This window comes from Methylobacterium sp. NPDC080182 (genome assembly GCF_050281105.1).
Classification (GTDB): domain Bacteria; phylum Pseudomonadota; class Alphaproteobacteria; order Rhizobiales; family Beijerinckiaceae; genus Methylobacterium.
The window spans coordinates 216,920-236,458 of record NZ_JBNNWO010000003.1 but is presented as its reverse complement, the minus strand read 5'-3'; the positions used below and the strand labels follow the sequence as shown (position 1 = coordinate 236,458).

Sequence of the window (19,539 nt, the reverse complement as noted above, 5' to 3'; positions counted from 1 at the left end):
ATCTGGGTAGAAATTGCGGGTTCAGCAAGATTTTGCGGCCGCGACATGTGATGAGGACGCGAATTCACCCTGAGGTTGTGTGCTGTTGTGTTCATTCGGCGGCCGGCCAGTGAGGCGATCAGTCGTCGAGACGGTGCCGGGCATTGTGCGGCCGCATATAGAAGTTGTTCACAGCTAAAGGCGGCTCTATCGCGTGGCGATAGCTTCGCGGTGCTCGGACGCCACGGATTTTTAGGAGCTGTGCCTTAGGCCAACGGTTCGGTGGCCGGTGCCGCCGCAGCCGCCGATCCGGTCCCGCCCTGGGAGACGCGTCCATTTCCCTGTTCTGGAGAGTGCTCCGCGCCGGCCCGCGGGCCCTGACCGACCGGTCCGGCTCGGTCGCCCTGACTTTCGGCCTGAGCGCCGTGGTGCTGCTCGGCCTGACCGGGGGCGGCATCGATTACGCCCGCCTCGCCTCGCGGCGCAGCCAGCTCCAGAACGCGGCCGATGCCGGAGTCCTCGCGGCCGGCAACTACCTCAAGCTCGCCGTCTCGACCTCGGCGGCGGCCAAGAGCATCGTGGTCGACACGGTCCACGCCCAGGCGGCGCCGCGGCCCGAGAGCCCCTACGCCCTCCGGGTCGACGTGGCGGACGACAAGACCAGCGTCGCCACGACGGTCGACGAGACCGTCAAGCTCGCCTTCGGCGGCTTCGTCGGAGTGCCCACCGTCAAGGTCTCGGTCCGCTCGACGGTCCGCGTCGTCGGCAAGATGCGCCTGTGCCTGCTGACGCTGGACCCGCTCGCCGCCGGCGCGTTCGAGCTGGAGAAGAGCGCCGAGGTGACCGCCCAGGATTGCTCGCTCTACAGCAACTCGCAGAGCCCGCGCGGCATGGTCGGCAAGGACAGCGCCTATGCCCGGGCGCAGACGATCTGCACGGCGGGCGGCTTCGACGGCGCCCGCGCGAATTTCGCGCCGCCGCCGCAGACGGGCTGCCCGCCGATCCAGGACCCCCTGAGGGACCGGGCGGCGCCGCCGGTCGGCGCGTGCACGGCGATCCCGTCCTCAGCGAACAGCAAGCGCGACACCTCCGGCAACATCGTCGACCAGAGCGTCACCCTCGATCCGGGCACCTATTGCGGCGGCCTGTACATCACCAAGAACGCCTCCGTGACGCTGCGCGCCGGCATCTACGTGATGAAGGACGGCCCGCTCATCGTCGACAAGAATGCCGCCATGACGGGAACCGACGTCGCCTTCTACTTCACCGGCAACAAGGGCGGTCTGCTCTTCGACAAGAAGACCACGGTCAGCCTGTCGGCGCCGACCACCGGCCCCATGGCCGGCCTGCTGATGATGGAAGAGCGCTCGGTCAGCGATCCCGTCGACCCCGCGGCGATCCTCGCCGGCCTGGTGGACCAGACCGTCACGCCGCTGCTGCCTGCGCCGCCGCCACCGCCGCCGACCCCGCCGCCGCTGGCCGCGACCAAGGCCATGCGGACCTACCGCATCATCAGCGACAACGCGCGAACCATGCTGGGGACGCTCTACCTGCCGGCCGGCCGCGTGGTGATCGACGCCGACAAGCCCGTCGCCGACCAGTCGGCCTACACGGTGATCGTGGCCCAGCAGGTCAACCTGTACCAGGGCCCGAACCTCTATCTGAACGCGAATTACGACGGGACCAGCGTGCCGGTGCCGAAGGGGGTCGGACCCCTCTCGGGCAAGCTGCTGCTGTCCCAGTAGGGAGGACGCGATGCGGATCCTGCGTCGACTACTCGTCGCCTGGGAGTGACACGGTGCTCGCGCTGATCCTCGACGATTCCGAGATGAACAACCTGCTGATCATGCAGGCGCTCAAGCCGGTAGCCGACTGCGAGCCGGTCGCTTTCACGTGCCCCGTGACGGCGCTCGACTTCCTGCGGGCGCAGGTCGACCGGATCGGGGTCGTCGTCACCGACTACGACATGCCCGGCCTGACGGGCCTCGAAGTGATCGCGGCGGCGCGTGCGGTCCCGGGCTTCGCGCACGTGCCGATCGTGATGGTGACGAGCCTCGACCAGCGCAGCCTGCGCCACGAGGCCCTGCGCGCGGGCGCGACCGACTTCCTCGGCAAGCCCTGCGATCCCGTGGAGATCCAGGCCCGCATCACCAACCTGATGAAGATCAGCGCGGCCCACCGGCAGGAGCAGGACCGGGCCGCGTGGCTCGCCCGCGAGGTCGCGGCGGCGGTCGCCGTCATCGAGGCGCGGGAGCGCGAGATCATCGCCCTGCTGATGCGGGCCGCCGAGCACCGCGACACCGATACCGGCGACCACATCGCCCGGGTGGCCGGCTACGTGGGCGTCATCGCCCGGAACCTCGGCTTCGGCCCGGAGGAGATCCGGATCCTGAAGCTCGCCTCCACGATGCACGACGTCGGCAAGATCGGCGTGCCCGACGCGATCCTGCTCAAGCCCGGACCGCTCTCCGCCGAGGAGCGCGCCGAGATGGAGAAGCACGCCGAGCGCGGCCGGCGGATCCTGGAGGGCAGCACCTCCGACGTCGTGCGGCTCGCCGCCGAGATCGCCGAGAGCCACCACGAGCGCTGGGACGGCACCGGCTACCCGAAGGGCCTGCGCGGCGAGGGGATCCCGCTCTCGGGCCGCATCGTGGCTGTGGCGGACGTGTTCGACGCCCTGGTGACCGAGCGGCCCTACAAGGCGGCCTGGACGCTCGAGCGGGCGCGGGCCTTCGTGGCGGACCAAGCCGGCCGCCACTTCGACCCGCGCTGCGTCGAGGCGTTCCTCGCGGGCTGGGACGCGGTGGCGCGGACCTGCCTGCGCGCCGCCGCCTGATCCGCTCCCCGGTACCGTCGCCCTACCGCCCCTCCCCCCCCCGCGATCGGGCCCGACCGGGCCACCTGAAGGAGCCGAGCGTGCATCTCGCGTGGCTGAGGCCGAGGCGCTCCCTGGCGGGCCGGCTGGCTCTGGCGGTGACCGGCGCCGTCACGGCGGCGCTCGTCCTGGCGGCGGCCCTGTCGGTCTGGCGCGAGGTCGCCCGCTACGCCGCCGACAAGCAGGCGGCGCTGGAAGCCGTCGCGCAGGTCTTCGCGCATGGCGGCGCCCGGGCCACCGCGGCGGGCGACGCCGACGGGGCGGACGCGTCGCTGCGGGCGATCGGCAAGGTGCCGTCCATCGTCTACGGGGCGATCGAGCGTCCGGACGGGTCCGTGCTCGCCGAGCAGGGGATCGGCCTGCGCCTGACCCGGGACGCCGCCCAGGACGGCGCGGACCTGTCGCTCCTGCACCTGCTCGCCACCCGGAGCCTCCAGGCGACCGCGCCGATCGTGGAGAACGGGGTCCCGGTCGGTCGGGTCGTGCTGATCGGCGAGACCGACGACATCCTCGGCCATCTCTGGGCCGCCGCGCAGAACGCCGCGCTGGCGGCGCTGCTCGCCGTCGCGATCGGCGTCGGCGTGTCGCTCTACCTGCAGCGCAGCGTCACGCGCCCGCTCGCCGCCCTCGCCCGCACCATGGAGGCGGTCCGCCTGCGCCACGACTACGCGCAGCGCGCGCCCGTGGGCGGCGACGACGAGGTCGGCGCGCTGGCGCGGACCTTCAACGACCTGCTCTCAGCGGTGAACGAGCGCGATCACCGCCTCGCCGCCCACAGCGCCCACCTCGAGGCGGAGGTCAGCGCCCGGACGGCCGACCTGAGCGAGGCCAAGCAGGCCGCCGACGCCGCCAACGCCGCCAAGTCGGCCTTCCTGGCCACGATGAGCCACGAGATCCGGACCCCGATGAACGGCGTCCTGGTCATGGCCGAGCTGCTGGCGGGGTCCGACCTACCGGCGCGCCAGCGCCGCTACGCCGAGGTCATCGCCCGGTCCGGCCGGTCGCTCCTGGCGATCATCAACGACATCCTCGACTTCGCGAAGGTCGAGGCGGGCAAGCTCGAGCTCGAGCGCGTGCCCGTGAGCCCCGCCGAACTCGCCGACACCGCGGTGACGCTCTTCGCCGAGCGGGCCCGGACGGCCGGGCTCGACCTCGCGGCCGAGGTCGGGCCGGAGGTGCCGCGGGCGATCCTCGGCGACCCGGTCCGCCTCGGACAGGTGCTGAGCAACTTCGTGTCGAACGCGCTGAAGTTTACCGAGGCCGGCCACGTCGCCGTCCGGATGACGGTCGATGCCGCCGACGGGTGCCTCGTGGTCGCGGTCTCCGACACCGGGATCGGCATCCCGCAGGACAAGCTGGCGACGATCTTCTCGGCCTTCTCGCAGGCCGACCAGTCGACGACCCGCCGGTTCGGCGGCACCGGCCTCGGGCTCTCGATCGCCGAGCAGATCGTCGCCGCGATGGGCGGCACCGTGGCGGTGACGAGCCGCGTCGGCGCCGGCTCGACCTTCTCGGCGCGCATCCCCGTCACGGTCGCCGAGCCGGCCCGCCCGGTCCGGCGCCGCGACGCGGTGCCGGCCGCGATCGCGCTCGATACGGCCGGTCCCGCCACCCGCGCCGCCCTCGCGGCCGGCCTGCGCGCGGCCGCCTTCGCGCCGGTCGCGCCGGGGAGCGTCGCCGACCACTGGATCGGCGACGCGGCCGCTCTCGTGGCGGCGGGCCGCCGGCCGGACCGGGCCGTGCGGGTGCTCGCGGTCGCGGGACCGGGCGACGGCGCGGCCGACGAGGCGCTCCGCGCCGGTCTCGCCGACGCGGTGCTGCGCTGGCCGGTGACCCAGGCGGAGTGGCAGCCCGTCCTGGCGGCGCTGGCGGCGGGCGACGCCCTCGCCGCGGCCGCCTCCCCGGCCTCGCCCGCCGGCACGGACGAGGCGCTCCCGCGATTCCCGGCCGCGCGGGTGCTCGTCGCCGACGACAGCGCGGTCAACCGCGAGGTGGCCCTCGAGGCGCTGGCCCGCTGCGGCGTGACCGATGTCGTGACCGTCGAGGACGGGGCCGCGGCGGTGGCGGCCGCCGAGACGCAACGCTTCGACCTGATCCTGATGGACGGCAGCATGCCGGTCCTGGACGGCTTCGCGGCCGCGCGGCGGATCCGGCAGCGCGAGGCGGCCACCGGCGGGCGCGTCCCGATCGTCGCCCTCACGGCGCACGTCCTCGGCGAGGCCGCCGACGCCGCGGCGGCGGCCGGCATGGACGGGACGCTCCTGAAGCCCTTCACGCTGCGGCAGCTCGCCGACCTGCTGCAGGCGCAGGTCCCGGCGCTCCGCGTCGCGCCGGCTGCCGCCGCGGCGCATACCGTGACGCCGGCCCCGGTCGCTCCGCTCGCCGCGCCGGCCGTCGCGAACGCCGCCGACGACCTCATAGACGCCGAGGTGATCGACGGGCTGCTCGGCCTCGGGGACGGCGCCTTCCTCGACCGCGTCCTCGACCTGTATCGGGCGCAGGGTCCGGTGGCGCTCGCCGGTCTGAGAGCCGCCCTCGCCGCCTCCGACCAGCCGGCGATCGCCCGGGCCGCGCACAGCCTCAAGTCGATGAGCGCGAATGTCGGCGCGCGCGTCCTCGTGGCGCGTCTGCGCGTCATCGAGGAGGACGCGCGGAGCGCGGCCTGCGTCGAGCGGGCGGACGCGTGCGACGCCCTGGACAGCCTGCTCGCCGCGACGATCCGCGGCCTCGAGGAGCGGACGCGGTCCCGGGCGGCGGCCGCCTAGGATCGTCGCGGGCGACCCCGGCGGCCGTCGGCCCGGCCTATTGAAGCGTTCAGGAAAAGTATTCCATCGGGAGACCGCCCGATTTCGCAGACCTGCCCTGCGATGCGGCATCTGGCATGCCAGCAGGGTCCGCCGTACGGTTGCGCTTCCTCCCAAGCACTCCCTCAGCCCGCCCGGTTCGCCGCGGCGGGCTTTTTCGTCGGCGCTGCCGGCGGGCCGCGGACCGTCCCGACCGCGTCCGCGTGCCGACCTGGCTCGGGATCAGGTGATGAGCATGCGGCGGGTGAACATCGCGGCCGCGAACAGCACGGCGGCGCCGGCGGTGATGATGCTCGTCATCAGGATGCGGCGCGGCTCGGTCGAGGATCCGGCCTTGATGGGCTCGACGATCGGCACCAGGGCCACGACCTGCTGCTGGGCCACGATGCGGGCCCGGTCATAGGCCAGCTGCACGTCGCGGTGATACTTCTCGGCATTCTCGCGCTCGTGCTCGAGATCCTCGAACCGCGTGAGCGCGTCCGAGAGGCGCCGCTTCTCGGTCGGCGCGGTGCCGGCCAGCTGCTGCTGGACCCGCGCGATGTTCGCGTCGAGATCGCCGATCTGCTGCTTCAGGTCGACGATGCTGCGGGATTGCGGGCCGAGGTCCCGCTGGAGCACCGCCAGCTGGACGGCGAGCTTGGTGCGCGTCTCCCGCAGTTCCGAGACCGACTTGATGGTGGCGGTGTTCGACTTGATGACGTCGAGCACGCCCTCGCGGTTGCGCAGCTCGTTCAGGGCGGCGTTGGCCTTGGCCTCGCGCTCCTCCGCGAGCTTCAGGACGCGCGTGCTCACGTCGAGGGCGTCCTTCCGGGACGGCAGGCTGAGGTCGTTCAGCATCCGCTCCGTATCCGTCATGACCGCCTTGGTGATGGCGAGCGACTCGTCGGGATCGAAGGCCTCGACGGTCAGCGACATGATGCCGGACGCCGATTCGACGTCGACATCGACCCGGCGGCGCCAGTACCGCAGGAACTTCTCGACCGGCTTCTCCGGGTTGAAGCGGGAGAACATGTCGATGTCGTCCCGACCGAACCACGCGCGGATCGGGAGTTCCGCCGCGACCGCTTCGACCATGGGCCGGCTGTGGATGTATTCCTGAGCGATGAGCGTTTCCTGGGCGACGGTCGCCTTGATCACACCGGCATTCGTGCCGACCGTGTCGGGCGTCGCCTTGTCGGCGGTGCCGATGGTCGGCCGGATCGCGAACCGCGCCTCGGTGACGTAGCGGTCGGAGGCGATCAGCCCGTAGTAGATCCCGGCGGCCAGGGTCGGCAGGACGAAGCAGACGACGAACAGGAGCGGCAGCCAGGGGTCGCTTTTGACGTGGCTCTGGTACGAGCGCACGCCCTTCTTGGTGTCGGGCAGGCCCGGGAGGCGCGCGAACTGCCGCAGCGACTGCGCGATCACCTTGTTCCGGTCGATGCCTTTCAGAGGCCGGCCCTGGGCTTTCTCGACCTGCATGTCCATCGTTGCTTCTCGAAGCTCGGGCTTGCGCGGGCGTCGTCGACCCGCGCGGCTTTCACGCCGCTCGCGCAGCCCATCACACGGACAGGCGGCGAAAGCATGTCAGCCGCGCCGTGCCCCCTCCCCCGTGCGGGAGGGCGTTGGGGAGCGGCAGGACGCTTCGAGGTGGAGCGCGCCGTAGAGCCGCTGGGTCCGGATGTGCCTCGTCCGGACGGACCTGATCCCCGACCGGGCGCTCCGCGAGAGCAGACCTCTCCCGACGGATCTCGGGCCTGACCGAGATCCGCGCCGGACCGGTCGGGACCGGCGCTAAGGACTGTCCGCGATCGTGACCTGATCGGCGACACCGTCGGTCTTGCCGCTGAGGCCCGGCACCTCGTCGAGCTGCCGCAGGCTGGTGAACCGGCCGAGCTCCTCCCGGTAGCGCACGATCTCGAAGCCGTGGCCCTTGAGTGCCGGAACGCTGTCCAGCTCCTCGGCCGTCGCCGTGTTGAGATCGATCACGGTGGTGCCCTTCCGCGCCGGTCGGCGCCGTACTCGGTCGCTCCGGTCCCGCGCCGGCCCGGGCGCCTCAGCGGATCGGATCGGCGCGGAACTGCCCGTGGGCGGGCTCGGACGCCCGACAGCGGCAGGCGGGTGGCAGGCCGGTCGGGCCCGTGCGGTTCTGCCCCTCACGGCTCAACAGGCGCAGCAGAAGATGCTCGAGCGGCGCCGCCTGGTAGGGCTTCTGGAGCACCGGAACCGCCTGATAGGCGGCGTCCAGGCCGTGCTGCCCGTACCCGGTGGCGAACAGGAACGGCGTATCGCGCGCCAGCAGCAGGTCGGCGACCGGGTAGCTGCGCGCCTCGCCGAGATTCACGTCGAGCACCGCCAGATCGAACGCCTCGGTCCGGGCATGAGCCAGGGCCTGCTCGAGGCGCATCGCCACCACGACCTCGCAGCCCAGGTCGAGCAGCATGTCCTCGGCGAGCATGGCGACGAGGCTCTCGTCCTCGACCAGCAGGACCCGGCGTCCGGCGAGCGGCGTCATGGCGCGCGCGGCCCTTCGACCGCCTCCTGGCCGATCCAGCCGAGCCGGGTCAGCGGGATCCGCATCTGGCAGGTCGCGCCCGCCGGCGCGAAGGTGATCGCCGCGCTGCCGTCGAACTCCAGCGGCAATTGCCGCTCGATGAGCCGTGAGCCGAACCCCTTCCGGGTCGGGGGCGTGACTGGCGGGCCACCCCGCTCCTCCCAGAGCAGGTCGAGCTGCTGACGGCCGTCATCGCGATCGTGAAGGGACCAGGTCACCGCGACCCCGCCCTCGGGCGTCGACAGGGCGCCGTACTTCGCCGCGTTGGTCATCAACTCGTGGAGGGCCATTGCCAGCGTCACTGCCACCTTAGGGTGCAGTCGCGCGTCCGGCCCTTGTAACCGGAAGCGGCCGGCATCGACCTCTGCCAAAAGGTGGGGGGCGAGCGCGCGCTCGACCACGCCGCGCAGGCTGGCGCTCTCCCAATTGTCCTCGACCAGCACGTTGTGGGCGTTGGACAGGGCCGCCATCCGGGCGTCGAAGACGGCGCGCGTCGTCTGGTCCGTCTGCCCGCGGAAGGTCTGCGCGGCGATCGACTGCACCGTGGCGAGAGTGTTCTTCACCCGGTGATTGAGCTCGTTGATCAGCAGGCGTTGGCGCTCGGCGGCCGCCTTCTCCTCGCTGATGTCGCGGACCTCGATGATCGTCCCGATGATGTTGGTCGCGTCGTCGCGGATCGGGCTGGCAGTGAACGCCACGGGGAAGAAGTGCCCGTCCCTGTGCACGAACACCTCCTCGCCGCGCTCCTGATTGTTCTCCGGGAAGGCGCGGTCGATCGCGCACTCCTCCAGCGGGAAGGGCCTTCCGTCCGGGTAGGTGTGGTGGACGATGTCGTGCAGCGGGCAATCGCGGGCGAGGACTTCCCGCAGCGTCCAGCCGGTCAACTGCTCGGCGGCGCGGTTCATGTAGATGCAGTGCTGGCGGTCATCCATCAGGAAGATGGACACCGAGGCGTTGTCGAGGACCGCGTTGAGGCGACGCTCGCTCTCGAAGAGCTGGCCCGACCCACGCCGCAGGCTCGCCAGCGGCGCGCTGGCGGCGGACGAGGATTGAAACGGCTGCCGCGAGTTCGGCACGGTCACGACCCTTCACGCGGGTTGATCTGAGATACCCTGCGCGCGATCCTGGTGGACCTTCGGGACTGGGCACGGTGGGTGGCTGGCCGCGCCGGACGGCCTAGAGGTGGGAGCGTGCAACGCACCATGCGGAGCCGTTGTTCCGCCGCGCGGACGGTCCGGCCGCGCCGTTCCGCCCGGGTCCATATCACGCGGGTCCGGTTCACGCGGGTCCGGGCTCCGGATGGCGCGCGAACAGGGCGGCCCAGTCGGCTCGACGCTCCTGCGGGACGAGGAAGAAATCCCACGTCACGTAGTCGCTGACCGCGAGCCACGTGCTCGCATCGTCGATCAGGTTTCCGGTGATGTCCGCGCAGATGTAGCCGTGGCTCTCGGCGAACCGGTAGAGGGAATCCTGCGCGTGCCCGTAGGCGGAGTAGCCGGCCCAGCCGTACTCCACGCTGGCGATCGGGCGGCATCGCCGGAGGAGCTGGGCCGCGCCGCTCAGGGCGTTCAACTCCCCGCCCTCGATGTCCATCTTGATGTAGGCCACCGCGGGGACGTGACCGAGGGCGGTATCGAGCCTCTCCGTCCTGACCTTGATGGTCTTGGACGTGATGGCGGGACTGCTGAAGTAGCGGGCGAGGAGCCCGCTCTCGCCGGGCACGCTCGCGACCGTGAAATCGGTGCGCCCCGCCGTGTCGGAGAGGGCGACGTCGTGCAGCTCGACCTCGGGTCGTCGGCCGAAGCGCCCCACCAGATCCTTCATCAGGAACGGGATCGGCTCGAAGGCGTGGACCTTGCCGGTCGGGCCGACGATGTCGACGAACGCGACGAGGTGGAGCCCGGTATGGGCGCCGACGTCGACGACGACATCCCCCGGAGCGAGGAAGCGGCTGTAGCCCTGCCGCAGGATGCGCTCGTAGTCCGGGACCTGACCGGCGTCATGAACCGCCCTGAAGGCGTTGGCGGCGGCCACGGCAGGATGCATGCGCAGGGTCCGTTCAGAGGGGACGAGTCCGGAGGGTCGGCGAGGTCGCGCCCATGGTAGCCCGCCCCGCGCGGGCTCTGCCAGCGCGCCGCGGCGGGAAGCCGACGCCCGCTGCGAGCCCCGACCGGATCAGGCGGGCCGGCCCTTCCCGAACCGCTTCAGCAGTCGCTCGCGCTTCAGGCGCGACAGGCGGGCGATCCAGAACACGCCGTCGAGCTGGTCGATCTCGTGCTGGAGGACCGCGGCCGGGAAGCCCTCGGTCTCCTCCTCGAGGGCGGATCCGTCGAGGTCGCGGTAGCTCAGGCGGATGCGGGCGGCCCGGGTGACCCGCTCGCGCACCCCCGGCATGCTGACGCTGCCCTCGTCGTGGACCTCCGTGTCGGGGGACGCCCAGGACACGACGGGGTTCACGTAGACGCGGGCGCTCTCGTCCGGCGACATCCGCACCACCACGAGGCGCGCGGGGACGCCGATATGCGGGGCGGTCAGGCCGATGGCGCTCTCGGCCATGAGCGTGTCCCGGACGTCGTCGGCGAGGGCCCGCAGGGCCGCGTCGAACGCGTCGACCGGTTCGGCCGGGTGCGTCAGGCGGGGATCGGGAAACAGGACGAGCGGGCGCGCCGGCATGGTTGATCAGTCCGCGTGGGTCGTTTCACCAGCGGCGCCGCGAGGGCCCGCCGCGCGCCATGCAAGCCGCGCCGCGGGGCGGATCGTCAAGACCGGCGCGCCGCAGGCCCGCCCGCGTCGCCGGGTCCCGGGCCGGCCGCGACGGCGCGCGCGACGTGGTGGAGCTTGTCGGGATTGCGCGTGATGTAGATGGCGTCGATCCGGCCGTTCTCGATCGCGAGGGCCGTCGTCTGCAGGAGGCCGCCGCGCTCGCGGGTGACATAGCCCGGAAGCCCGTCGATCCACACGAACCCGATCAGCGCCGCCCGGCCGTCGCCCCACTTGCGCCGCGCGCCCGCGTAGAGCCGGAGCAGGCGCTCCAGCCCCCGGATCGGGTTGACGAAGGCGAGCACCTTGCCGCCGCCGTCCGAGGCGAGCGTCACGCGGTCGGCGAGCAGCGTCCGCAGCCCCGCGACATCGCCGCTCGCGGAGGCCTCGAAGAACGCCCGGGCGACGCGCTCGCCCTCGTCGCGGGTCACGGGAAAGCGCGGGCGCGCGGCCCGGACGTTCCGGCGCGCGCGGGCCGCGAGCTGGCGCACGGCCGGCGCCGCCCGCCCGAGCGTCTCCGCGACGTCGCCGAGCGGCAGGCCGAACACGTCGTGGAGCAGGAAGGCCGCGCGTTCCAAGGGAGACAGCCGCTCGAGCGCGAGCATCAGCGTCAGCGTGAGGTCGTCCTCGTCCACGCCGTCCGCCCCCGGCTCGACCAGCGGCTCGATCAGCGGTTCCGGCAGCCAGGGGCCGACATAGCTCTCCCGGCGCGCGCGCGCCGACTTGATCTGGTCGAGGCAGAGGCGCGTCACGACGCGCGCGAGGAACCGGTCGGGCGCCGCGACCCCGCTCCGGTCCGCCGCGACCCAGCGCAGCCACGCGTCCTGCACGACGTCCTCGGCCTCGCTGCGCGAGCCGAGCATGCGGTAGGCGATGCGCAGGAGCCGGGGGCGGTGGGCCTCGAAGGCGGCGGTCCCGTCCCCGCGCCCCGGCGGCATGACCGGACCGGAGGCCTGATCGCGTCGGGGCGGAGCCCGCCCGCGGGGAAGGGCGGGTCCCGTCATGCCGTCGCGAGCCAGGTCTCGAAGCGCGTATCCCCGAGGCGGGCCGCGGCCGCGTCGTCGGGGACCAGGGAGCCTCGCGCCAGCGCGGCACCGAAGTAGCGGGCCGCGGCGTCGACCGTCACCGCGCGGCCGTCGCCGGCGGCCGCCACGCGCCGGGCGACGAACGCCCGGAACGGCAGCCGCTCCGGCCCCGCGACGTCGATCGTCCCGTCGGCGGGCGCGCCGACGGCCACCGCGGCGAGCGCCGCGGCCACGTCCGCCGCCGCGACGGGCTGGAAATCCGCGTCCGGTACGAGGATCCGCTCCCCGACCGCGAAGGCTTCGGCGATCGTCGCGACGAACTCGAAGAACTGGGTGGCGCGGACGATGGTGTAGGGAAGGCCCGACGCCGCGATCAGCCGCTCCTGCGCGACCTTCGCCCGGAAGTAGCCGTTGCCGTCCGCGCGGTCCGCGCCGACGATCGAGAGGGCGACATGGTGCTTGACGCCCGCCTGCCGGCCGGCGGCGAGGAGGTTGCGGCTCGAGCGCTCGAAGAAGTCGCGCACCGCCGCCTCCTCGAAGGAGGGCGCGTTGGCCACATCGACCACGGTGTCGGCGCCGACGAGAACCTGGGCCAAGCCGGCGCCGGTCACGGCGTCGACGCCCGTACTCGGGGAGGCCGGGACGGCCTCATGGCCCGCGCGCTCCAGCTCGGCCGTCAGATGCCGGCCGATCAACCCGCTGCCGCCGATCACCACGATCTTCATGACGTCTGTCTCCCGCGCGGACCGGGCCGAGGGGCACCCTGCCGCTCCGGCGTCCCGGTCGGCGACAGGACGATGCAGCATCCCGGTTTGTGACATCCCGCCGCAAAAAGCGACGGCCGCGGCGTTGCGAGAGGCCGCGACCGGCGCTACGGAGGCCCCCTGCCGGAGCCGAGACGCCGATGAGACTGACCCTGACTGCAACGCCGCCCCGCCTTGCCGCCAGGACCGTCTCTCCGCATGCCAGCACAGCTCGCCCTCCTGAACCTCGCGTGGACCGCGCCTGACGGGCGCGCCGTCCTCTCCGGCATCACCGCCAGCTTCGGGCAGGAGCGAACCGGCATCGTCGGCCGCAACGGCGCCGGCAAGAGCACGCTCCTGAACCTCCTGGCGGGCCGCCTCGCGGCGACGGGCGGCAGCATCCACCGCGACGGCACGGTCGCCCTGCTGCGCCAGTTCGCGGGCCCGACCGCCGACGAGACCGTCGCCGACCTGTTCGGCGCGACGGCGGGCTTGGCGCTGCTCCGCCGCGCGGAGGCCGGTGCGGCGGAGGCCGACGAGCTCGCCGCCGCCGACTGGACGCTCGCGGAGCGCCTGACGGGAGCGCTGGCGCGGATGGGCGTGGCGGTGGACCCCGACACGCCGCTCCGGCGCCTCTCCGGCGGGCAGCGCGCCCGCGCGGCGCTGGCGGCGGCGATCTTCGCCGCGCCGGATTTCCTGCTCCTCGACGAGCCGACCAACGATCTCGACCGCGACGGGCGGCGGGCGGTCCTGGAACTTCTGCAGGCGTGGCGCGCCGGCGCGATCGTGGTCAGCCACGACCGGGCCCTGCTCGACGCGATGGACGCGATCGTGGACCTCGCGCCGGGGGAGGCGACCCGCTACCGGGGCAATTTCGACGCCTTCCGGCAGGCCAAGGCGACGCGTCTCGCCGCGGCCGAGCACGACCTCGCGGTCGCCGAGAAGCGGGCGACGGACCTCGCCCGCCGGGCGCAGGAGCGCGTCGAGCGCCAGCAGCGCCGCGACGCGGCTGGGCACCGCCGCTCCGCGAAGGGCGACCTGCCCCGGATCCTGGCCGGGGCTCGCCGGGACAACGCGGAGCGGACTGCGGGCGGGAGCGCGCGCCTCACTGAGCGCCAGCGCGCCGGCGCCGAGGCCGATCTGGCGGAGGCCCGGGACCGGATCGCGGCGGTGAAGCCGGCCGCGATCGCGCTCCCGCCGAGCGGGCTCCACGCCGACCGGCGCGTCCTCGCGCTCACCGACGTGACGGTCGGCTACCGGCCGGGTCAGCCGGTCCTGCGGGACGTGTCCCTCGCGGTCACGGGTCCGGAGCGCGTCGCCCTCCGCGGGCGGAACGGCTCGGGCAAGTCGACCCTGCTCGCGCTGGTCGCCGGCCGCCTCAGCCCGTGGTCGGGCCGCGTCTCGGTCGGGGTGCGCGCCGCGCTGCTCGACCAGCGCCTCGACCTCCTCGATCGCGACCGGACCGTGGCGGAGAACTTCGCGCGTCTCAACCCGGAGGAGGACGCGAACGGGTGCCGGGCGGCGCTGGCGCGGTTCCAGTTCCGGGCGGCGGCCGCGGACCGCCCCGTCGCGGCGCTGAGCGGCGGCGAGCGGGTCCGGACCGCCCTCGCCTGCGTGCTCGGCAACCGCGCGCCCCCGCCCCTCCTGATCCTCGACGAGCCGACCAACCACCTCGACCTGGACGCGGTCGAGGCTCTCGAGGCCGGGTTGGCGGCCTATGACGGCGCGCTCCTCGTCGTCAGCCACGACGCGGCCTTCCTGGACGCGTTGGGGATCACCCGGCGCATCGACCTCGACGACCTCGCCGACCGGCCCCGCGCCTGAGGGTGGCATCCGGAACGGCGGCGGGACGGGACGCGGTCGCCGCCCCCTGCCCCGCCGGGTCTTCAGGAGGCGTCGGTTCGGTCCGCACGCGTCCCGGCCGGATCGAGCCGGATGGTGAACAGGCGCAGGACGGTGCGGCCGCCGCGCACGGGCCCGACGGCGACGATCCGCGCCCCGCCGGACGGCGCCGCCCGGACGACCGCCTCGGAGGCGAGGCAGTCGCAGGGCAGCGCGCGGGTCATCTGTTCCAGCCGACGGGCCACGTTGACGGTGTCGCCGACTGCCGTGAACTCGACCCGCTCCGCCCCGATGACGCCGATGAAGACCGGGCCGCGATGCAGCCCGATGCCGACCCGCACCGGTGGCAGGCCGGCCTGTCCGCGCTCCCGGCTCCAGGTCGCCATCGCGGCCGCGAGCGCGCGGGCCGCCGCGACGGCGCGACCGGCATCCCCGGGCGCCGCGTCCGGCACGCCGAACACCGCCATCACCTCGTCGCCGACGAACTTGTCGACGAAGCCGCCCGCCGCCTCGATCGCCCGCGCGACGCGGGACCGGAACGCGGCGAGGAACGCCGCGACCTCGCCGGGCGCCATGCCCTCGCAGAGGCGGGTGAAGCCGCGGATGTCGGCGAAGAGCACCGTCGCCTCCTGCTCCCAACCGGGGCGCCGGGCGGCGCGATCCGTCTCGGCGACCCATCGGGCGACCGTCGGCGCGGTCAGGCGCGCGAGGTTGTTCCGCTGCCGCGTCGCGGCGCACGCGGCGCCGCGCAGGCGCTGCACCCGCAGCGAGAGCCATGCCAGGGCGAGCCCGCCGAGCCCGACCGTGACGGGCTCGGGCGTCGTCGTGGCCGCGAGCGCCAGGAGCAGCGGCAGCGGCGCCGCGGCGAGGAGCCGGCCGCGCCCCGCCGCCGCGACGGCGAGGTGTCGGCGGAGGGGAACGGCCCGCGCCCGTCGCCCGACACCGCCAGCGAGCCCGGAACAGGCGTCCGCCGTGTCCGCGCGGGGCTCCCGCAGCGCCATCGCGGGCATCAGCAGCGCGAGCAGACGCGGGCGATGATGCGCTGCGCCCGGGAATGCTCCCGCTCCACGGCGGGGGAGCGGAGGTCTAGATCCGTCCGGAACGGGCGTGCCCGGGCGATCGCCGCGACGCTCGGGACGTCGGGCTGCGCGAAGCGCGGTACCGGCTGCGCCGGCGCGGCGGTCGGGGCCGCCAGGACTGTCAGCATCGTCCCGAGCGCGGTGGCTGCGGCGGCCCGTGTGCAGTGTGAGATCATGATCTCGTGCTCCTCGTGGTGGAGCGTCCGAAGTAAAACTCCGATCTTTCACCGCGATTTCGGCGGATCGGAAAACAATGACAGCAGACATGCGGCGCGAACAACGGACGGGCGCGGGATCGGTGCCGGGACGGTCGTGACCCGGGTCCGGGCTCGTCGCCCCGACAGTCGCCCCGACAATCGCCCCAATGGTCGCCCCGACACGCGAACGGCACCCGGTCCATCGGACCGGGTGCCGTGATGGGCGCGGATGCGGGGGCCGTCCCCGCCGGGACGGTCCCGGGACGGTCCCACGCCGAGTGCGGCGGACGCTCAGGCGGCGCTGCGCGCGCGGCCGCCGTGGCTGGACAGGAGCCGCAGGATCTCGGCCTTCGCGTCGTAGGCGGCGAACTCGGCGGCGAGGCGTCGCGCCTCCCGGCGATGGCCGGGCGCGTCGAGCACGGTCCGCACCGCCTTCCGGATCGCCTCCGGCGTCGGGTCGTTCGCGGCGAGGTCGATCCCGGCCCCCGACCACGCGATGCGGGCGTTCACGTCGGCCTTGTCCTCGGTGAGGCCGGCGGCGACGAGGGGGATCCCGTGGCTCAGGGCCTGGTTCACGCTCCCGTAGCCGCCGTTGGTCACCATGGCGTCGACTCGGGGCAGCAGCCACTCGAAGGGCAGGTAGGGCGAGAGCCGCGCGTTGGCCGGGATCGGGCCGGGGATGGCGTCGAGCCCCCGGCCGCCGCCCGTCACCACGGTCAGGATGTCGGGCTCATCGGCGAGGGCCCGGAGGGCGGGGCCGACGAGCAGGCCGAAATCGTGGTTCGCGACCGTGCCCTGCGTGACCAGCACGACCTTGCGCGCGCCGTCGAGGTCGCCCGCCCAGGGCGGGAGCGCCGCCTGCCCCGGGACGATCGGCAGCGCCCCGATGAAGCGCACCGTCGGCGGCAGCGGGAACGGGTACTCGAAACCAGGGACGGTCAGCTGCAGGTAGGTGTCGGCGAGCCGGACCACCGCGTCGAACAGCGGCCAGGGCGGGGCGGCCCGGCCGAGTTCCGCCAGCTTGGCGGCGAGGCTCAGCCCGACCGGCCGGTCGACCGCCGCCTCGTAGGCCTCTGCGATGCGGCCGTAGGCGGCCTCCTGCTCGGGCGTCTCGGCCGGCGGGAGTCCCAGGAAGGCCGGAGCCCGATCGGGCCGCGCGCAGTGCAGGATCGACGTGCCGCACAGGACGATGGCGGGGCGCTCCGCGCGCGGCCCCAGCAGCAGCGGCAGGGCGCCGAAGAACATGTCGTCGCCGATCACCAGCGAGGCCGGGAAGGCCCGGAGCGCCGCGCGCAGGCCGCGCGCCTGGTCGGGGATGCGGTCGACGAACACGCGCTCCATGGCGACGCGCAGCCAGTCCGGTCCCGGCGCGATCTCGGCCAGTTCGGGCACGACCGCGCGGAGGTCGCGGCCGTCGAAATCCGCCGCGCCCGGCAGCGCCATGAAGCGGGCGCCGGCCGCCACGATGCGGTCGCGGAAGGCCGAGCCCGAGAGGACCATGACCTCGTGGCCGTCCGCGATCAGCATGTGGGCGATGGCGAGGAGGGGATTGAGATGGCCCGTGGCGGGCGTCGAGCAGAGGAGGACCTTCATCGCTTGTCCTTTCCGTGGGGGGCGTGAGGGCGCCGCGATCGCGGCGCGATCGCCGGGGCGTCCGGGAGCGAGGCTGGGGGCGGTCCGTTACGGCGTCGCTGCGGCGCGGGGCCGAAGCGGCTACGGCTGCAACGGGCGCGCGTCGGACGCGCGGGAGACGGCGCGACAGGGTCGCAGCGGTCCGGAGGGGCGGCGATCCTGTCGAGGCAGCCGCGCCCTGGTCCCCCTCCCGTGCGGGAGAGGGACCTCGCTACGCGCGGCGAAGGGCTCGGCGAGCGCCGCCGTCCCTATCCGGTCGGGAACGGCGCTAGGCGGCGACCCGCAGCGCGTCGATGCGGCGGATGCCGCTGTGGCCGCGGAGGACCGGCATCGCGCCGGTCAGGCGCAGGCGCGGGGCGAGGCGCAGCACGGCGCCCAGTCCCTCCTCCAGCTCGACCCGCGCCAGGGCCTCGCCGATGCACCGGTGCGCGCCGCCGCCGAAGACCGGGTGGAGGCGCGGGAGGTCGGTGCGCCGGATGTCGAACGTGTCGGGACGCGCGTAGACCGTCTCGTCCCGCATCGCCGACAGCGTCGAGAGCAGCATCAGGCTTCCGGCCGGCACGACGTGCCCGTCGAGGGGAATGTCCTCCCGGGCGACCCGGCCGGCGGAGCCGGCGCTCGGCTCGTAGCGGAGCGACTCCGCCACCGCGGCCGGGATCAGGTCGGGATCGCGGCTGACCGCCGCCCACTGCTCGGGATGCTGCAGCAGCAGCGCCACCTGCATGGCGCCGGCGACCCGGGTCGTGTCGGTGCCGCCGATGATCATCTGCACGAGCTGGATCAGAACCTCCTGCGGCGTGAGTTCGCCGGCCGCCTCGGTCTCCGCGAGGAAGCGCGACAGGAAATCGGCGCGGGGCGCCGACCGGTGCGCGGCGAGGATCCCGGCCACGTAGTCCTGCAGCGCGACCGCCGCCGCCTCCAGATCGGGGATGTCCTCCGGTCCGAAGGTGAAGCTCAGCACCCGGGAGACCTCGTAGGCGAGGTGCGTGAACCGCGGGATGTCGTCGCGCGGCAGGCCGAGGATGTCGGCGATGACCTGGGCCGGGATCTGCGCGGTGTAGCGCGCGACGAGGTCGACCTCCCCCTCCCCCAGCCAGTCGCGGACGAGGCGCTCCGCGGCGACGCGGATTTGGGGCCGCAGCCCCTCGATCAGGCGCGCCGCGAATGTGCGGGTGAAGGGCGAGCGGCGCCGGCGGTGGACCGCGCCGTTGGCGGTGAGCATGCCGTGCGCGAAGATGTCGAACAGCGCGCCCTCGGGGATCGCGCGCGATTCCGGATAGAGCGTCTCCGTGGCTTGGGCGCGGGGGTCGCGCATCAGCAGATCGACGTCGCGGGCGCGGAGGACGAGGACGCCCGCGACCTCGTGGCCGACGAAGGGCAGCCGCGGCCGCCAGGCGCGGTAGACACCGTGCGGGTCGGCCTCCAGCTCCGCCACCGTGAGCGTCGGGACGCCGGTCGGGACGCGGGTCGGTGTGCCGGTCGGGGCTTCGGGCGGGCCTGCCTGTCGCGTCAGATCTTCGGTCGCATTCATCTGTGGGTTCTCGCTGCTGTGTTGCGCGAGAACTCTCGGAAGCCCGGACTACAGGATGATTGCGTGAGCTGGGTCGAACATTACAGCCATAACATGCGGCGCGCCGGCGGCCCGGTCGCCGCCGCGGCCGCCTTGTGCGGAAGAGCACGCCGGTCGCCGCGCGGATGGTGTGTGAGATGTTCCGAAATCATGCCGTAACTTGACCCTTCGAAAAAGGCGCCGCTTCGCAGAAGGAGAAGTCCTCATGGTTGCAGGGCTGGCGAATACGGACGACGTCTTCGAGACGCTGCTCCGACGGACGATCACGGACTTCGTGATCGGCGGTATGGACCACGGGATCCCGGACGAGGACGGCCTGATCGTCCGCCTGAGACAGTACGAGCAGCGGGCGCGCCAGGAGCAGCTGAGCTCCCAGACGCTCCAGGTCATCTCGTCGGCGCGGCGCCTCCTGGGCGATCGGACGGAGGCCGGCCGGGCGTCCTGACGCGCCCCGCGCGACGGGTCGCGGGACGGCCTCCGCGGAGGGTCCCCCCCCGCCT

General features: G+C 73.5%; 17 protein-coding genes. 5 read left to right on the top strand and 12 right to left on the bottom strand.

All coding sequences use genetic code 11. The features are described from left to right. The first annotated feature begins 332 nt into the window (after positions 1-332). From ACQKQD_RS07155 to ACQKQD_RS07145, 3 genes are all read left to right on the top strand, one after another. Entirely contained in the window at positions 333-1,724 is a 1,392-nt protein-coding gene (locus ACQKQD_RS07155; protein ID WP_427507950.1) for a TadE/TadG family type IV pilus assembly protein, read from the top strand. Between the two features lie 53 nt (positions 1,725-1,777). After that, positions 1,778-2,815: an HD-GYP domain-containing protein gene (locus ACQKQD_RS07150; protein ID WP_427507949.1), complete on the top strand. Its 1,038-nt coding sequence runs from the start codon at positions 1,778-1,780 to the stop codon at positions 2,813-2,815. A gap of 80 nt (positions 2,816-2,895) precedes the next feature. After that, positions 2,896-5,619, top strand: a complete 2,724-nt coding sequence (locus ACQKQD_RS07145; RefSeq protein ID WP_427507948.1) for an ATP-binding protein — start codon at positions 2,896-2,898, stop codon at positions 5,617-5,619. Positions 5,620-5,880: 261 nt separating this feature from the next. Here ACQKQD_RS07145 and ACQKQD_RS07140 read toward each other — a convergent pair whose 3' ends face one another. The 8 genes from ACQKQD_RS07140 to ACQKQD_RS07105 all read right to left on the bottom strand — a co-directional run bounded on the left by ACQKQD_RS07140 (position 5,881) and on the right by ACQKQD_RS07105 (position 12,701). Then, complete coding sequence (locus tag ACQKQD_RS07140; RefSeq protein ID WP_020092207.1) at positions 5,881-7,125, bottom strand: capsule polysaccharide transporter; 1,245 nt, start codon at positions 7,123-7,125, stop codon at positions 5,881-5,883. A 306-nt stretch (positions 7,126-7,431) separates the two neighbouring features. After that, positions 7,432-7,626, bottom strand: a complete 195-nt coding sequence (locus tag ACQKQD_RS07135) for a helix-hairpin-helix domain-containing protein (protein WP_427507947.1) — start codon at positions 7,624-7,626, stop codon at positions 7,432-7,434. A 67-nt stretch (positions 7,627-7,693) separates the two neighbouring features. Next, positions 7,694-8,152: a response regulator gene (locus ACQKQD_RS07130; RefSeq protein ID WP_091925757.1), complete on the bottom strand. Its 459-nt coding sequence runs from the start codon at positions 8,150-8,152 to the stop codon at positions 7,694-7,696. Beyond that, positions 8,149-9,267 (bottom strand): sensor histidine kinase, encoded by a 1,119-nt coding sequence (locus ACQKQD_RS07125; protein WP_091680433.1) that lies wholly within the window; start codon positions 9,265-9,267, stop codon positions 8,149-8,151. Before ACQKQD_RS07125 ends, ACQKQD_RS07130 begins: the two co-directional genes overlap by 4 nt. 202 nt (positions 9,268-9,469) lie before the next feature. Then, positions 9,470-10,237, bottom strand: coding sequence for an FkbM family methyltransferase (locus tag ACQKQD_RS07120; protein ID WP_427507946.1), 768 nt, complete (start codon positions 10,235-10,237; stop codon positions 9,470-9,472). A 129-nt stretch (positions 10,238-10,366) separates the two neighbouring features. Further along, a complete protein-coding gene (locus ACQKQD_RS07115) occupies positions 10,367-10,864 on the bottom strand; it encodes a peptide deformylase (RefSeq protein ID WP_427507945.1) in 498 nt (165 codons plus the stop codon). 86 nt (positions 10,865-10,950) lie between these two features. After that, positions 10,951-11,889 carry a sigma-70 family RNA polymerase sigma factor gene (locus tag ACQKQD_RS07110; protein WP_427507944.1) on the bottom strand — a complete coding sequence of 313 codons (939 nt, stop codon included), beginning with the start codon at positions 11,887-11,889 and terminating at the stop codon, positions 10,951-10,953. 62 nt (positions 11,890-11,951) lie between these two features. Further along, positions 11,952-12,701 (bottom strand): SDR family oxidoreductase, encoded by a 750-nt coding sequence (locus ACQKQD_RS07105; RefSeq protein WP_427507943.1) that lies wholly within the window; start codon positions 12,699-12,701, stop codon positions 11,952-11,954. Positions 12,702-12,938: 237 nt separating this feature from the next. Here ACQKQD_RS07105 and ACQKQD_RS07100 point away from each other — a divergent pair, with 237 nt between their 5' ends. Continuing rightward, positions 12,939-14,543, top strand: a complete 1,605-nt coding sequence (locus tag ACQKQD_RS07100; RefSeq protein WP_427507942.1) for an ATP-binding cassette domain-containing protein — start codon at positions 12,939-12,941, stop codon at positions 14,541-14,543. 62 nt (positions 14,544-14,605) lie between these two features. Here ACQKQD_RS07100 and ACQKQD_RS07095 read toward each other — a convergent pair whose 3' ends face one another. From ACQKQD_RS07095 to ACQKQD_RS07080, 4 genes are all read right to left on the bottom strand, one after another. Then, complete coding sequence (locus ACQKQD_RS07095) at positions 14,606-15,562, bottom strand: adenylate/guanylate cyclase domain-containing protein (protein ID WP_427507941.1); 957 nt, start codon at positions 15,560-15,562, stop codon at positions 14,606-14,608. Positions 15,563-15,570: 8 nt separating this feature from the next. After that, the gene (locus tag ACQKQD_RS07090) at positions 15,571-15,816 is read right to left on the bottom strand and encodes a hypothetical protein (protein WP_091925740.1); all 246 of its coding nucleotides are present in this window, start codon (positions 15,814-15,816) and stop codon (positions 15,571-15,573) included. Between the two features lie 312 nt (positions 15,817-16,128). Next, on the bottom strand, positions 16,129-17,430 hold the full coding sequence (locus ACQKQD_RS07085) for a glycosyltransferase (protein ID WP_427507940.1): 1,302 nt from the start codon (positions 17,428-17,430) through the stop codon (positions 16,129-16,131). Positions 17,431-17,737: 307 nt separating this feature from the next. Beyond that, the gene (locus tag ACQKQD_RS07080) at positions 17,738-19,000 is read right to left on the bottom strand and encodes a cytochrome P450 (RefSeq protein WP_427507939.1); all 1,263 of its coding nucleotides are present in this window, start codon (positions 18,998-19,000) and stop codon (positions 17,738-17,740) included. 244 nt (positions 19,001-19,244) lie between these two features. Between ACQKQD_RS07080 and ACQKQD_RS07075 the strand changes: the two genes are divergently transcribed. Beyond that, entirely contained in the window at positions 19,245-19,484 is a 240-nt protein-coding gene (locus tag ACQKQD_RS07075) for a hypothetical protein (protein ID WP_056532465.1), read from the top strand. The last annotated feature ends 55 nt before the right edge of the window (positions 19,485-19,539 follow it).

Bases quoted from the DNA above. Each gene is read 5' to 3' on its own strand.
- ACQKQD_RS07075 (WP_056532465.1), top strand. From the start codon at position 19,245: ATGGTTGCAGGGCTGGCGAATACGGACGACGTCTTCGAGACGCTGCTC.
- ACQKQD_RS07100 (WP_427507942.1), top strand. From the start codon at position 12,939: ATGCCAGCACAGCTCGCCCTCCTGAACCTCGCGTGGACCGCGCCTGAC.
- ACQKQD_RS07085 (WP_427507940.1), bottom strand. From the start codon at position 17,430: ATGAAGGTCCTCCTCTGCTCGACGCCCGCCACGGGCCATCTCAATCCC.
- ACQKQD_RS07090 (WP_091925740.1), bottom strand. From the start codon at position 15,816: ATGATCTCACACTGCACACGGGCCGCCGCAGCCACCGCGCTCGGGACG.
- ACQKQD_RS07080 (WP_427507939.1), bottom strand. From the start codon at position 19,000: ATGAATGCGACCGAAGATCTGACGCGACAGGCAGGCCCGCCCGAAGCC.
- ACQKQD_RS07110 (WP_427507944.1), bottom strand. From the start codon at position 11,889: ATGCCGCCGGGGCGCGGGGACGGGACCGCCGCCTTCGAGGCCCACCGC.
- ACQKQD_RS07120 (WP_427507946.1), bottom strand. From the start codon at position 10,237: ATGCATCCTGCCGTGGCCGCCGCCAACGCCTTCAGGGCGGTTCATGAC.
- ACQKQD_RS07095 (WP_427507941.1), bottom strand. From the start codon at position 15,562: ATGGCGCTGCGGGAGCCCCGCGCGGACACGGCGGACGCCTGTTCCGGG.
- ACQKQD_RS07115 (WP_427507945.1), bottom strand. From the start codon at position 10,864: ATGCCGGCGCGCCCGCTCGTCCTGTTTCCCGATCCCCGCCTGACGCAC.
- ACQKQD_RS07130 (WP_091925757.1), bottom strand. From the start codon at position 8,152: ATGACGCCGCTCGCCGGACGCCGGGTCCTGCTGGTCGAGGACGAGAGC.
- ACQKQD_RS07105 (WP_427507943.1), bottom strand. From the start codon at position 12,701: ATGAAGATCGTGGTGATCGGCGGCAGCGGGTTGATCGGCCGGCATCTG.
- ACQKQD_RS07140 (WP_020092207.1), bottom strand. From the start codon at position 7,125: ATGGACATGCAGGTCGAGAAAGCCCAGGGCCGGCCTCTGAAAGGCATC.